This window comes from Clostridium amylolyticum (assembly GCF_900142075.1).
GTDB lineage: Bacteria > Bacillota > Clostridia > Clostridiales > Clostridiaceae > Clostridium_AA > Clostridium_AA amylolyticum.
Genome location: NZ_FQZO01000005.1, coordinates 151,217 through 165,889, shown reverse-complemented (window position 1 = coordinate 165,889; position 14,673 = coordinate 151,217). Strand labels below are relative to the sequence as shown.

The 14,673-nt window shown below is 31.1% G+C and carries 15 protein-coding genes and 1 other annotated feature; of the genes, 12 read left to right on the top strand and 3 right to left on the bottom strand.

Annotated elements, in window-relative coordinates; genetic code table 11:
• The first annotated feature begins 42 nt into the window (after positions 1-42).
• From yjbM to BUA82_RS12425, 4 genes are all read left to right on the top strand, one after another.
• The gene (gene yjbM, locus BUA82_RS12440; RefSeq protein ID WP_073008626.1) at positions 43-840 is read left to right on the top strand and encodes a GTP diphosphokinase; all 798 of its coding nucleotides are present in this window, start codon (positions 43-45) and stop codon (positions 838-840) included.
• Between the two features lie 126 nt (positions 841-966).
• The gene (locus BUA82_RS12435; protein ID WP_073008624.1) at positions 967-1,746 is read left to right on the top strand and encodes a hypothetical protein; all 780 of its coding nucleotides are present in this window, start codon (positions 967-969) and stop codon (positions 1,744-1,746) included.
• Between the two features lie 21 nt (positions 1,747-1,767).
• Positions 1,768-2,892, top strand: a complete 1,125-nt coding sequence (locus tag BUA82_RS12430) for an AAA family ATPase (protein ID WP_073008622.1) — start codon at positions 1,768-1,770, stop codon at positions 2,890-2,892.
• A gap of 18 nt (positions 2,893-2,910) precedes the next feature.
• Positions 2,911-4,281: a vWA domain-containing protein gene (locus BUA82_RS12425; protein WP_073008620.1), complete on the top strand. Its 1,371-nt coding sequence runs from the start codon at positions 2,911-2,913 to the stop codon at positions 4,279-4,281.
• Between the two features lie 193 nt (positions 4,282-4,474).
• Here BUA82_RS12425 and BUA82_RS12420 read toward each other — a convergent pair whose 3' ends face one another.
• Positions 4,475-4,804 carry a HesB-like protein gene (locus BUA82_RS12420; RefSeq protein ID WP_083599939.1) on the bottom strand — a complete coding sequence of 110 codons (330 nt, stop codon included), beginning with the start codon at positions 4,802-4,804 and terminating at the stop codon, positions 4,475-4,477.
• 266 nt (positions 4,805-5,070) lie between these two features.
• Here BUA82_RS12420 and BUA82_RS12415 point away from each other — a divergent pair, with 266 nt between their 5' ends.
• The 3 genes from BUA82_RS12415 (at position 5,071) to trhO (ending at position 7,416) form a co-directional block, all read left to right on the top strand.
• Positions 5,071-5,496 (top strand): hypothetical protein, encoded by a 426-nt coding sequence (locus tag BUA82_RS12415; protein WP_073008617.1) that lies wholly within the window; start codon positions 5,071-5,073, stop codon positions 5,494-5,496.
• 24 nt (positions 5,497-5,520) lie between these two features.
• A complete protein-coding gene (locus BUA82_RS12410; RefSeq protein ID WP_073008614.1) occupies positions 5,521-6,258 on the top strand; it encodes a polyamine aminopropyltransferase in 738 nt (245 codons plus the stop codon).
• Positions 6,259-6,426: 168 nt separating this feature from the next.
• Positions 6,427-7,416 carry an oxygen-dependent tRNA uridine(34) hydroxylase TrhO gene (gene trhO / locus BUA82_RS12405; RefSeq protein WP_207650305.1) on the top strand — a complete coding sequence of 330 codons (990 nt, stop codon included), beginning with the start codon at positions 6,427-6,429 and terminating at the stop codon, positions 7,414-7,416.
• An 80-nt stretch (positions 7,417-7,496) separates the two neighbouring features.
• Here trhO and leuS read toward each other — a convergent pair whose 3' ends face one another.
• Positions 7,497-9,959 carry a leucine--tRNA ligase gene (gene leuS, locus BUA82_RS12400; protein ID WP_073008611.1) on the bottom strand — a complete coding sequence of 821 codons (2,463 nt, stop codon included), beginning with the start codon at positions 9,957-9,959 and terminating at the stop codon, positions 7,497-7,499.
• Positions 9,960-10,022: 63 nt separating this feature from the next.
• Positions 10,023-10,227, bottom strand: a binding site (T-box leader).
• A 316-nt stretch (positions 10,228-10,543) separates the two neighbouring features.
• On the opposite strand from leuS, the gene BUA82_RS12395 reads away from it, so the two are divergent.
• Both BUA82_RS12395 and BUA82_RS12390 read left to right on the top strand, forming a co-directional pair.
• The gene (locus tag BUA82_RS12395) at positions 10,544-11,089 is read left to right on the top strand and encodes an NADH peroxidase (protein ID WP_073008608.1); all 546 of its coding nucleotides are present in this window, start codon (positions 10,544-10,546) and stop codon (positions 11,087-11,089) included.
• A gap of 213 nt (positions 11,090-11,302) precedes the next feature.
• The gene (locus BUA82_RS12390; protein ID WP_083599927.1) at positions 11,303-11,596 is read left to right on the top strand and encodes a DUF3884 family protein; all 294 of its coding nucleotides are present in this window, start codon (positions 11,303-11,305) and stop codon (positions 11,594-11,596) included.
• Between the two features lie 94 nt (positions 11,597-11,690).
• On the opposite strand, the gene BUA82_RS12385 is transcribed toward BUA82_RS12390, so the two are convergent.
• The gene (locus BUA82_RS12385; protein ID WP_073008602.1) at positions 11,691-12,251 is read right to left on the bottom strand and encodes a class IV adenylate cyclase; all 561 of its coding nucleotides are present in this window, start codon (positions 12,249-12,251) and stop codon (positions 11,691-11,693) included.
• A gap of 106 nt (positions 12,252-12,357) precedes the next feature.
• Here BUA82_RS12385 and BUA82_RS12380 point away from each other — a divergent pair, with 106 nt between their 5' ends.
• The 3 genes from BUA82_RS12380 to BUA82_RS12370 all read left to right on the top strand — a co-directional run bounded on the left by BUA82_RS12380 (position 12,358) and on the right by BUA82_RS12370 (position 14,552).
• Positions 12,358-12,858, top strand: a complete 501-nt coding sequence (locus BUA82_RS12380; RefSeq protein WP_073008599.1) for a DUF6106 family protein — start codon at positions 12,358-12,360, stop codon at positions 12,856-12,858.
• 19 nt (positions 12,859-12,877) lie between these two features.
• Positions 12,878-13,918, top strand: a complete 1,041-nt coding sequence (locus BUA82_RS12375; RefSeq protein WP_073008595.1) for a nucleoid-associated protein — start codon at positions 12,878-12,880, stop codon at positions 13,916-13,918.
• A 283-nt stretch (positions 13,919-14,201) separates the two neighbouring features.
• Complete coding sequence (locus tag BUA82_RS12370) at positions 14,202-14,552, top strand: four helix bundle protein (RefSeq protein ID WP_073008592.1); 351 nt, start codon at positions 14,202-14,204, stop codon at positions 14,550-14,552.
• Positions 14,553-14,673 lie beyond the last annotated feature (121 nt).

Here is a 14,673-nt window from a genome sequence, read left to right as displayed (position 1 = left end):
TTGATATAATGTATATAGGAAAAAGTATAAGAGGGTGGTAGTATGGCAGTTATCAGGGATTGGAAAGCATTTTTAACCCCTTATGAGCAAGCTGTTGAAGAGCTTAAGGTTAAATTGAGAAGCATTAGAAAAGAATATAGAAGAAAAAATGAATATTCTCCTATAGAGTTTATTACAGGAAGAGTAAAAGAAGTTTCCAGCATACTAGAAAAAGCCAATAAGTTTGGAATTCCCATTGATAGATTACAATATGAGATGGAGGATATTGCTGGAATTAGAGTTATGTGCCAATTTGTGGATGATATTGAAAAAGTCGTAGAAATATTACGTAAGAGAACAGATATGCAGATTATGTATGAGAAAGATTATATAGCTAACGTGAAAGAAAGCGGGTATAGAAGTTATCACATGATAATAAAATATCCTGTAAATATGGCAGAGGATACTAAAGAGATATTAGCTGAGTTTCAAATACGAACTTTGGCTATGAATTTTTGGGCTACTATAGAACATTCATTAAACTATAAATATAAGCAGCAAATTCCTGAAAATATAAAGGATAAGCTAAAAAATGCAGCGGATGCAGCTTTTAACTTAGATAAGGAAATGTTAGAGATAAAAGATGAAATTAAGGATGCCCAAAAGCTTTTTGAAGTAAAATCTGATGTAATATCCAATATAATGAGCAGTATTTTAACACTTATGTCCATAGGTAAAATTGCGGAAGCTAACAGATATCAGATAGCATTGAATAAGCTTATTGAAGATGGAGAAGTTTGGGAGTTTAATAACTTGTTTTATTCTATTGAAAGGGATATAGAAAAGTTTAAGGAAGCATAATGGTACTGATTTATAGTACCATTTATTTTTTTACAAATATACTGAACAATTTATTTGTTTTATTATATAATAAATATTGTTTATTACATAACTTAATGAAATACGTATTTAGAAAGGAAATTTAATATGAGTGAAGAAACAGCAATAAAATTAGTTAATGAAAATCCTATATATATTAGACATCTAGAAAATCCACAGGTAGAAATTCAAAAGATTGCAGTAAAGAAAAATGGAAGTACTATACAATATATTAAAAATCCTTCGGAAGAGGTAAAGATTTTAGCCATAAAGTCTTCTCCTTTAGCTATTCAACACATAGATAATCCTTCTATAGATATGGAAATATTGTCAGTTAAAGGTAATTGGAATGCCTTAAAGTATATCAAAAACCCTGCTTCAGAGGTTATAGAGGCAGCTTTAAAGAGTAAAGGCTGGGCTATTCAATTTGTAAAAGAACCTAGGAAGCAGCATCAGATAATGGCCATAGAAACTGATTATGACGCTATAAAATATATTAAAAATCCAGAGGAAGAAGTTCAAGTTATGGCAGTAAAAAAATATTGGGGAGCCATAAAGTTTATTGAAAAACCTTGTTTTTTAGCTAAACGAGAAGCTATAAAACAAAATCCTGAGGCTATTATGTATTTAAATGAATATGATGAAAATGACCTTAAAGTCTTTATAAAGGACAATATAAATATATTAAAATACGTTTATGAAACTGTGGATATTGATTTAGTGGTACAGGTTTTAAAAGAAAAAGTAGCAGAAGAAAATATTGATTTTGCATATATAAGAAATTATTTGGAGCTGGAAATATTAGAAATGGATAAATTGAATTTCATTAGAGAATTTGGAAGTAAGGAAGCTAAGAAGGCTCTAGTAGATTATAAACTTTCAATTTAGCTTTAGAAAGGAAGAGACAAGGTGAACTTTACAGAAACATTACAAACAGTTGAACTTATTATAAAATCAGGGGAAGTGCCTCTTATAATCGGAGAAAGTGGCATTGGAAAAACTTCTTTAGTTAAGAATTTTAGTGATAAGTATGGATATTATCTTATTACTATAGATGCAAACTTATTAAAAGAAGGAGAAATTGGAGGGCTGCCCACCATTGATGAAATACCTTGGGAAAATAACGGCATAACTAAAAATATTAAAAGAACCGTATATGCTGCTCATACTAAGCTTATTGAAATTAATGAAGTGCTAAGGAGCAATAAAGCGGATAAAGTGCTTTTATTCATAGATGAAATAAATAGATGTGAACATACAGTGCAGCAGGAGCTTATGAATTTGATTTTAAATAGAGAGATAAATGGATACGTGCTTCCACATAACGTAAGGGTAGCAGCAGCTATGAATCCTTCTAGCAGGTATGATAATTTTGAAAATAGCGAATATCAGGTGGTAGATATGGATCCAGCTCAGGAAGATAGATTCGTTTGGATTTATATGGATTCAGATATAAAGGAATGGATAAAATGGGCTATGAGTAAAGAAGGAGATATACATCCTCATGTTATTGAATTCATATCAGCCTTTCCAGAATATCTTCATACTCCTGATTCCAGGGACAGTGTGAAAGCAACTCCTAGAAGCTGGGAAAGGGTTTCTAAGGCATATAAGATATTTAAGACAAATGAAACTCCAATACCAATAAACATATTGTATAATGCGGTGAAGGGAAATGTGGGCTCCCATATAGCACAGGATTTTATTTCCTTTATTGAAAGCTATAAAAACCCACTTATAGATGCAAAGGAAATATTAGAATTAGGCATGATAGCAGAAAATATAAAAGAAAGAGTTTCTAAGGAAAGTCACTCCAGGCTTTTCATTCTAAGTAAGAATATGCTTAATGCCATTGAAGATAGAAATTTACGACAAGAGGACATCTCTTTGTTTAGTAAGCTTTTAAGATATTATCCCTTAGATCTTAGAATAGGTATAATGAAAGGTATAAAAAATGATTATCCTATAGATTTCTATAATAAGTTTTTGGATAATGAAGAATTCATAGAGGTGTTTTTTGAAAGCTATGAATAATCTAAGGAGGAATTTATTTTGATTTTTGAAGAGCTAAGGACAAAGCTATATGGTGAAGCTCTTAACCTTGAAAGTTCACAAGATATTACGGATAAGTTCAAAAGAGAAATGCTTATGCTTGTAGAAAAATGTGCTTTAGAATTAATGGAAAAAGAAGAAAGTTTTTTTGGATTGTTTCTTATACAGATGAAAAGGGAAGTGAATTTGGATATTGCTGCCCCTTTAGCTACCATACCATTAAATGAAGGATATTTATTATATATTAATCCATTAACCTTCTTACCTAGTACAAAGGAAGAAATGAAAGCACTTTTAAAGCATGAGGTATATCACATTATGTATAGTCATCCTCAAAGGATAAGAGCATTAAAAAATAAGTACAGCTTATTAGCTATAAATACAGCTATGGACATATCTGTAAATCAATATATAAAAAACTTGCCTTCCTGGAGTAAGAAGATGGAAAACGTTAGTCTTGAATATAATGTACACTTGGAAGAAAATATGCCTTTGGAGAAGTATGTACAAATAATACAAAAAGCTATAGATGAGCTAACCCTTAAAAAGGATAAAAAATCTTCTGAAGAAGCTGTAGATATGGAAAGGGTTCATGAAGTATGGCTTAATAATGAGAATATTACTTTAGACAGTATTAATGCATTACAAAAGAAAGCTTCTTCTAATGCTTATAAAGGCATAGTACCACAAGGCATGGAGGAGCCCCTAAAGATTCTTCAAGAAAAAAGCGAAATAACTTGGCAGGATTATTTAAAAAATACAGCTGCTACCATGAAGTGTGGATATAGAAAGACCATTACAAGAAGGGATAGGAGACAACCTAATAGGCTGGATATTAGAGGTATTTTACCTAAAAGAATCCCTAAGATATTAGTAGCTTTAGATATAAGCGCTAGTATGACTGACAAAGAGCTGCATAACATACTTATAGAGGTATTTAGCATTACTAAGAATTATGAAGCTGAAATAACAGTAATAGAGTGCGATGAAGTTATAAGAAGAATCTATGGTATAAAAAACATTAAAGATATTAAAACCCCTTTAGAAACAAAGGGAGCAACAGCCTTTTCTCCAGTGTTTCAGTATATAAAGGAAAAGAATTTAAAGGATTATTTTTTAATTTACTTTACTGATGGAAAAGGAGAAGAGAAACTAAAGGTTAAACCAATAAATTTTAAAACCCTTTGGGTGATAACCAATAGAACAGAAGATTTATCTTTAATAGAATATCCAGGAAAGATTTTAAATATGAACAAAGAAAGCAGTAAAGATGATAAAGATTATGGTATAAAGGTGGCTAAAGAGCTTTTAAAAGATTGGGATATAGATACGGAAGCTAATAGTATCCAGAGCCTAAGAGTGGATGTATAATTGATAGTTAAGAGCTAAGAACTAAGAGCTAAGAGGTAAGAGTGAAGGGGGGGTTTTTCTGAAGGAACATCAGAAAAACCTTTGAATTTTAATAAAAAAAGAAATCCCCATGGGGATTTCTTATAAATTCTTAGGAAACTCCGTGGAGTTTCTTCCTTCATTTTAAATTCTAAATTTTAAATTCTAAATTAAATTAGTGGCATCCGCCGCCGCAGGAAGAACATCCGCCGCCAGCATCTACTACTGATTTTAAGCTTAAGCCTCTTCCATCATTTTCTTCAGTGGATAGAATAACAAAACCTTGATATTCATCTACTAACTCTTTATCCACCATGAAATTAATGTCTTGAACTTTTTCTACTACGTCATTTTCTGATTGTTCATCCAGAACAATATTAAACATTGGGCCACTTCAGCCAATACCTGCTAGATTTACCCTTATGTTATAATTTTCTACTTTATTATCATCTAAGAATTGCTTAAATTCTGTATAAGCTGCATCACTCATAGTAATTGCTTTCATAATATCCCTCATTTCTTTATAGAATTTAATATCCATTATAGATATCTCTTATAATAATAATACGAAGTATTATTATTATCAATACCTATTTTGAAGAAAAGCGTTATTAATTGATATAAATTATTATATATCATTATATTTTTAATATCAACATTAGTATTTGACGAATATTTAAATTTTATTAATATATATATTCTTTATTTGGTTTGAAAATAGTGGTGACGATGTTAAAATTAAATTATATAAAAGTGGATAGGGGAATTTGTATGAAAATTAATTTTACAAGAAATCAATTTGAAGCTCTTATGGATTTAATGCGATTAAACTTACAGCTTATTAATGAATCTGAATCTAAAGAATACAAAGAATACTCTTCACTAATACAGTACATATTAAGTTATGAGGATTTGCATAATGCGCTTTCAGATAATGATTACCAAGAAGAAACCGCTTTATCCTACGATAAAGAACCAGGATCACTGAGCTTAAAAGAAGAGTATGATGAGAATGCTTTTTGGAGAGAACTGTGTAAAAGACTTGCCGCTTCCAAGCTTTTTGAAGAGGGCTTTGAGATAAATTGTGACAATTATGAAGAATATGAAAGTAAAAAACGAAGCTTGGAGTTAATATATTTTAAAAAGTTTAAAGCTATGGAATACAATATTGATTTAGAAGGAAAAGCAACAAAATAACACATCGAAGAAAGAGGCTATAATATGATTCCATTTGATACAGAGTATATACATGAAGAAATAGAAAAATACACCAGTAAACTTAAAGGCAAAAATTTAATTTATAACAACATAAATATTCATATGAAATCTTTAAAAGGAAAAATCAATGGGTACATATTTCAATATGAGGACAATTTCTCTATAATTCCTGCATTGTATGTTAATGGTAAAGAAACTATGAAGCTTTCACCAGAAGAGATCATAGGATGTTATACAGCCCATAAATATGCTAGAGGGAAAGTAGGTATAGTAGGGTTAGGCCTTGGTTACTTCACCTTAAAAGTTTTAGAAAATAAAAATGTTACTGAAGTTATAGTTTATGAGTCTAACAAAGAGGTTATAGACTTTTATTTTAATTCTTTTGGAGATAATGAAAAATTAAAAATAGTTGAGGAAGATGCTTTTAAAGTAAGAGGAGAAGAGTTTGATTTTTTCTTTGTAGATATTTACTATAATAAGCTTAGCTTATCTGTGGTAGAGCATTATGTTCATTTTAACAATGCTCACAGCATACAGGAATATACCTTCTGGGGGATGGAAAGATTCCTATTGTCCTGTAAAATAGAAGATATACTTAATATATATATTCCAGAACTATGGATGTCCATGTCAAGGGAACTATTTTCTAAATATAATGATTCCCCTTACAAAGACTTATTCAACCCACTACCAGAAAATGAGGTGGAAATGGTTTTGAAGGAATTTCAAAAAATACTTTAATACAGGTTAACATTTAAAGCTCAATAAAATATTGAGCTTTTTATTTTTAGATTTAAAGTTTATAGGGAATAATACTCAATTGATAAATATTATTATTTACAAATAACTATAAATTAATTATTATATATAAGTAGATGATATTTAGATAAATTGAAAGGAATGATAGTAATGAGTAAGAAACCCTATAGGGTTCTGCTGTATTACATGTTTGTTACCATAGAAAACCCAGAGGAATTTGCCAAAGAGCATTTAAAGTTTTGTAAGGATTTAGACCTTAGAGGAAGAATATTAGTAGCTAAGGAAGGTATTAACGGTACTTTATCTGGTACTGTGGAGCAAACAGAAAAATACATGGCCCTTATGCATGCAGACGAAAGATTTAAGGATATGGTATTTAAGATAGATGAAGCAGAAGACCATGCTTTTAAAAAGATGTACGTAAGAAAAAGGAAAAGCATTATCACTCTAGAAAATGAGGATGAAGTAAATCCTAATGACATTGTAGGAGAGTATTTAAAACCTAGAGAATTCTATGAAATGCTTCAGAGGGATGATGTTATTGTAGTAGATGGTAGAAATGATTATGAGTATGAAATAGGACATTTTAGAGGGGCTGTAAAGCCAGATGTTAAAAACTTCAAGCAATTTCCAGAGTGGATAGAAGAGAACTTATCAAAGCATAAAGATAAGAAAATTCTTACCTATTGTACTGGTGGTATAAGATGTGAGAAGCTTACAGGGGTTTTACTTAACAAAGGCTTTAAAGATGTGTACCACTTAGAAGGCGGCATCGTAACCTATAGCAAGGACCCAGAGGTGCAAGGTAAGTTATTTGATGGAAAGTGTTATGTCTTTGATGAGAGAATTTCTGTTAAAATAAATCAAACAGAAGAAGATAAAGTGATTTCAAAATGTTCTCATTGTGGAAAACCCTGTGATAGATATATAAACTGCACCAATGATGACTGCCATGATCAGCACCTATGCTGTGAGGAATGTGAAGAAAAGTATGAAGGCTTCTGCTCACAAAATTGCAAGGATTATATAATTTTGCATCCAGAAAGGGACGCTAGGGTTAGAATAAAAGCAAAACTTGAAATGTATGAAAAGTATAAACAAAACCCTAGAAAAGCAGACTATTTTAGAAAATTAGGATAAAGTAATTTAAAGATATAAACATAAAAATCCCAGAGGCTATTAAAGCATCTGGGATTTTATTTAATAATATTAAGAAAATATTACTTAGCTACTATATTTACAAGCCTTCCTTTAATAACTATAACTTTAACCACATTTTTACCTTCAAGGGCTTCTTTTATGGAGCTTTCCTTAAGGGCAATGGCTTTAATGGAATCTTCATTTAAGTCTGTAGGTATATTAGTTTTAGCTTTAATTTTTCCATTTATTTGGATGGCTATTTCTACTTCATCTTTTATTAGAGCTTTTTCATCAAACTCTGGCCATTTTTGATTAAATACTGAATAGCCATTATCCTCAGAAGTATAAGGATTAAATCTATTGAAATATTCCTCTGAGAAGTGAGGAGCAAATGGAGCTAATAGTCTAAGGAAATCATTTATGGTTTCTTTTAAGAAATCATTATTAATTTCATTTTCTTGTATATACTTAGAAAGTGCATTGGAGAACTCCATCATCCTTGCTATAGCAGTATTAAATTGAAGTATTTCAGTGTCAGCAGTTACTTGTTTAATACTGTTATGTCTCCAGAAGTTTAGCTCTTTTTCTGCTTTATCCATGGAAGTTTTAAGGTTTTTATTTTCTTCCAGGATAGCATAAGAATTTTGAAGTATTCTTTCAATTCTATCTACAAATCTTGCTACAGATTTAATACCGTCATCGGACCAAGCTCCACCTTCTACATAAGAAAATCCAAACATAAGATACATTCTAAACACATCTGCACCGTATTCATTAATGTATTCATCAGGAGATATGGTATTTCCTTTGGATTTACTCATTTTAAATCCATCAGGTCCTAGGATAAGTCCTTGATGAGTTAAAGAAGTAAAAGGTTCATCAAAGTTCAAGTAACCCATGTCTCTTAAAGCTTTTGTAAGGAATCTTGCGTAAAGCAAATGCATACAAGCATGCTCAGGGCCACCCACATATTTATCCACTGGAAGCATCTTATTTATTTTTTCAGGCTTAAAGGCTTCTTCAGTATTTTTGCTATCTGCATATCTTAAATAGTACCAAGAGGAACATACGAAGGTATCTAAGGTATCAGCTTCTCTCTTAGCCTTACCGCCGCAGTGAGGGCAAGTAGTGTTAATAAACTCCTCTGATTTAGTAAGAGGGGATTTACCGTCTGGAGCAAATTCTACATCGTAGGGTAATGTTACAGGTAGATTTTCATAAGGCACTGGTACTGTACCACATTTATCACAATATACTATAGGTATTGGAGCTCCCCAGTATCTCTGCCTGGATACCAGCCAATCTCTAAGTCTGTAGTTAACCTTTTGAGATCCCATATTTTGTTTTGCTAATTTTTCTATTACTTTAATTTTTCCTTCTTCTGAAGTGATTCCGTCAAATTCATCAGAATTTACCATGGTTCCATATTCAGTAAAAGGAAGTTCTTCTCCACCTTTACCTTCAATAACTCTAATTATAGGAAGGTTGTATTTTTTAGCAAAGGAGAAATCTCTTTCATCGTGAGCAGGTACTGCCATCACCGCTCCTGTACCATAAGTAGCAAGAACGTAATCACCTATCCATATAGGAATTTCTCTTCCGTTAATAGGGTTTATGGCATAGGAGCCTGTAAATACCCCTGTTTTTTCTCTGGTTAAAGACTGCCTTTCAATGTCACTTTGTTTTTTTGAAGCAGCTCTATATTGTTCCACTTCTTCTCTTTGGGAATCATTAGTAAGCTCATCCACTAATGGATTTTCTGGAGCAAGCACCACATAAGTTACTCCAAATAGTGTATCTGCTCTAGTAGTAAATACATCAAAGGAAATATTGCTGTCTTTTACTTTAAAGGTCACTTCTGCCCCTGTAGATTTCCCTATCCAATGCTTTTGCATGGATTTTGTTTTTTCTGGCCAATCTATTTTATCTAGGTCATTAAGAAGTTCCTCTGCATAGTCAGTGATTTTTAGGAACCATTGAGTTAAATCCTTTTTAGTTACTTCTGTGTCGCATCTCTCACAAGCACCATCCACAACCTGTTCATTAGCTAAAACGGTATTACAAGATGGGCACCAGTTTACAGGAGCTTTTTTCCTATAAGCAAGGCCTTTTTCATATAACTTTAAAAATACCCATTGTGTCCATTTATAATATTCAGGATCACAGGTTACTATTTCACTTTCCCAGTTAAACATAGCACCCATAGCTTTAAGTTGAGTTTCCATGGTTTTAATATTTTGTTTTGTAGAATCCCAAGGGTGTATTCCTGTCTTAATAGCATAGTTTTCTGCAGGAAGGCCAAAGGCATCAAAACCCATAGGCTGAAATACATTATATCCTTGCATTCTTTTAAACCTTGCCCAAGAGTCAACAGGACCATAGTTAAACCAATGTCCAGCATGTAACTTGCTGCCTGAAGGATAAGAGAACATCTCTAGTACATAAAGCTTTTTATCCATTTTATCGGCATTGAATTTATATAACTCAGTGTCTTCCCATTTCTTTTGCCATTTTCTATCTATGGCGGTGGAATAGTTAGTCATTTTTAATCCTCCTTAATTGCTTTTAATTACTTTTATAAAATAAAAAACTCCTTCGTCTATAAATATAGAGACGAAAGGAGTATATTCCGCGGTACCACTCTAGTTAGATGCATAGGCATCTCACCTCAAAATTATAACGTAATTGACGTATCTGATTTTCTTCAGATAAGCTCCATGGCGAGTTCATATTATTATAGTATTGCTTTTCACCAACCAGCAACTCTCTTAAACTATAAGGAATATTACTACTCCATTTCACAGCATAGTATTAAAATATTGAATAAATTATAACCTATGAATATATTTACGTCAACCGGCATTCAACTAAATAACAGTAAGAAATAGCTATTAAATATATATTTTCTCCTAAATTTTTGTTTATATACAAGTATTTCCTTAAGAACCCATTATAAGAATTATGATAATATTATAACAAATAGTTTATAAAAAATAGAAGAGCTATAATTTTACTACTAATTAATAAAAGATTGTTAAAAATAAGTATTGCAATATAATAATTACTATTATATAATTTAAATGTAAGTGTTAATGACATAATGTATTTGTAGGAGGTAATTTTTATTATGAAAAAATTCGTTTGTACAATTTGTGGATATGTTCACACAGGAGATTCAGCACCAGAGGCTTGCCCTATATGTAAGGCACCAGCATCAAAATTCGTTGAGCAGTCAGAAGATATGGCTTGGGCAGATGAGCACAGAATCGGTGTAGCAGAAGGTGTAGACCCAGAAGTTATAGAAGGTTTAAGAGCTAACTTTATGGGAGAATGTACTGAAGTAGGAATGTATCTTGCTATGAGTAGACAAGCAGATAGAGAAGGATATCCAGAAATCGCTGAAGCTTACAAGAGAATAGCTTTTGAAGAAGCTGAGCACGCATCAAAATTTGCAGAACTTTTAGGTGAAGTAGTAGCTGCAGATACTAAGAAGAACCTTCAAATGAGAGTAGAAGCTGAACATGGAGCTTGCCAAGGTAAAAAAGATTTAGCTACTCTTGCTAAAAAATTAAACTTAGATGCAATCCATGACACAGTACATGAAATGTGTAAAGACGAAGCAAGACATGGTCAAGCATTCAAAGGATTACTTAACAGATACTTTGGAAAATAATTAAAGATAAATTTTAAAAGAGCGAAACTTAGTGTTTGGCTCTTTTTGCATATTAATGGGAAAATAACCATATTCAAGTTGATAAAGATATGATATTTGAATATAATTACATTAAGGAGGTGAGATAAAAAACAGAAAATAACATCTAGGGTAAAAGGGAATATTCACCGATAAAAATTTATGGTCTTTATTGGTAAATAATAGGAGGATTATATGATGAAAGCAGCAAACAAGTATTTAGATAAGGTTGGAAAATTAGTATATAGGATGTGCTATATAGTTAGGTTCAAAAATAGGGACATACAATTTGAAGATTATTCTTCTTTAAAGAATTTGGGTACATGGTTAATTCATAATGAAAATCCCTGGAAGGTAATTATAGATAATGATTCAGAGTATGTAGATAAAGAAAAATTCAAAAAAGAATTTTTAAATATAACTAGTCTTTGTGAAAGTGATGTAGAAATTGAAAAGGATTCAACTCCATTTTCTTTTGGTGCGTTTTAGCTTAATTGATTAAAAGTAAAAAGGGCTTTTGTACAATTTATGTAAATTACATTAGTACAAAAGCCCTTTTAAAATTTACTTAGAACAAAATACTTTAAATTCCTTTAATATTACTGTGGTTAACTCCTCGTTCTTCTAATATTTCATATATGGTTTTAGAGGTGGTATCGGCTAAGGTGTATCCTAAAAGTTCAAGGACTTCATCTAACTCACTTTCAGAAGTGGTTTCAATTTCCACATAAGGAAAAGGACAAAAGGACTTGTCATTTACATCAATTTCTATGAGAGTATTTTTATATTTATAGCTTTCTCTGTATTTGCCTATGCTTTGAACCAGTTTTAAGCCTAAGGCTTCAAAGATTTTCTTTGCTACTTCAGCATTATCTACCTTTACCTCATTTTCCTCCATAAGCTTAAACTTTTCTTGACTAATCATTTTTTTAACCGTCATATAATATTCTTTTTTATTTCTAAGCATGTCATTTACTACCCTAACTCGAGCATAGCCTTTTCGTTTCAATAACGGCATGCCTTCAAAATCATATATATTATTTATTTGCTCTTCCTTCTTAACTAAAGGAATTTTATTTTCTATCATGATTCTTCTTACTTTTTCCATATCAATATCTAATATTTTAGTTTCTAGTTCTTTCAAAGTTATCCCACCTTTGTAACAATGTATTAATATTTTTGTCTCTATAAAGTTATTTTATGATATAATATTTTAATATACAATAGCAATAGCAGTGGGAGGATTTATTATGGACAATTTTAAAGAACAACTGGTAACAACTACTAATAAAACAGCTTATAATGCGTCAAAGATTTTTATGGGTATTTTTGGAGTATTAGCATTTTTCTTTTTTGTAACTGCTAATCTTCTTTTTGGGTTATTTTTCGCTGTAGGCTGCGGATTATTATTTTATTTTAAAAGATTTTTATATTTAGAGTATGAATATAGCATCACTAACGGCGAAGTAGACGTAGATAAAATAATGGAAATGAAAAGTAGAAAGAGAATAATTACTTTTAATATGAAGAATGCTGAACTTGTAGCACCAGTGGATAGTGATGTATATAAGGATTTTGGAAATAAGCCATCTGAAATTATAAAGGCGGTACCAGCAGGTAATACTGATAGAGTATATGCAGCAATAATAACCGGTGGAGCTAAAAGAGTGCAATTATTATTTGTACCTAATGAAGATATTATAAATCTATGCTTTTTATATAATCCAAAAGCAGTTAAAAAGAACCTCTAAAACTTAGGATGGTGAATCCATGGAATATATAAACGACATAAATATCTTGGAGGCTGTAATACACATTTTAGATAATAATGGGGATGAGCCGGTATTAAATCATTACAAACTGGAACTTAACGAAGATATATATAAATTTATCCTTAAGCATCTTCAAAAATCTCTAAATGATGAGGAACTTAAATATGCAGTGTTTAATGAAAAGAGAACTATAGTAAAAGAAGTATCTCAAGAATTTTTAAATGGAGAAAATACTGATTTTATAGAAGCATCTCAGGAACTTGCTAGACAGATGTTTTCTCTAATGAAGTCTAATGTGAACATACCTTCCTGCGACTTGATGGTGGTTTACTTTTCTACGGAATATGGACCTATGATAGGTATACTTAAAATGGACTATGTAAAAAACTTCACTCACCAAATAGATTTTGTAGATAATAAAATAGATATTAATATTGTACCTCATACCGCTGGACTTCCAGGGGGAGGGCAGAAACTTCAAAAATGTGCTTTTATTAAGCCTATGAGAGAAGAACAAGAGTTTAATCTTATGGTTATAGATAAGCAAAATAAATCTAAAGAAAATGATGAGTATGGCTCTAACTTTTTTATAGAAAATTATTTAGGCTGCACTATAATAGCTAATGAAAGAGATATGACCAAAAACTTACTTAAAGCAGCAGAATCCTGGACAAGAAACAATCTACAGGAGGATGCAGAGAAAGCTGAGCAGGTAAGAACACAATTAAAGCAAAAGCTTAAGCAGGAAGAAACCATAAATATAAACGAACTTTCCGAGGATATATTTAAGAACGAGCCACAAGCTATGCAAAGCTTCAACGAATTTGTAGCTGCCCAAGGCTTAGAGAAAGAAATAACCTTAGATAAACAGTATTTAGAGAAAAAGCTCAAACGCATTAGATTAAAAATCGATAAAGACATAGATATTTACATAAATGAAGAAGCCTATAGTGATATAAATCGTTTCGAAATAGTTAGAAACGGCGATGGAAGCATTAATATGACAGTTAAACATGTGATGAATTATGTTGAAAAATAAGCCTGTGGAGATGGGCTTATTTTTAATTTAGAATTTAGAATTTAAAATGAAGGAGGAAACTCGAGGAGTTTCTTAGAATATAGTACAATGAAATTCCTGATGGAATTTCATTGATGTTAATTTAGAGAAACTCTGTGAGTTTCTCTAAATTCTAAATAGTTACATAAAGTATATATATATTAATTATTAGCGGTGGAGAAAACATGAAGATTGTTTTCTCTTTCTGTTTTAAATTTCATTAATAGTGATAATACTCATAATATCTTAGTTTTAGGAGGATTTTATGAGTGAGAATATTATTGTGGATAAATCTTTTGGTTTCGCTATAGAAATAGTATCTTTATATAATCATTTAATTAAAGATAAAAAAGAATATGTACTATCTAAGCAATTATTGAGATCAGGCACAAGCATAGGAGCTAACGTTAGGGAAGGTATTAATGGAGTAAGCAGAGCAGATTTCAAAAATAAACTAGCTATAGCCCTAAAAGAAGCAAAAGAATCAGAATATTGGATTGAACTAATGATAGCAACAGATATATTAAAAGAAGATGAAGCAAAACCCATAAAAAATGACTGCATAGAACTCTGCAGAATATTAAGTAAAATCATCAAAACATGTAATGGTAATTGAGAAATTAAAATTTAGAATTGAGAATGGAGGAAAGTTTTTCTGACGCTTTTTCAGAAAAACTTTGGAGCTTAAGACAAGCCCCCTAAGGGGAAAATCTCCAAGAAACTCTCCGAGTTTCCAC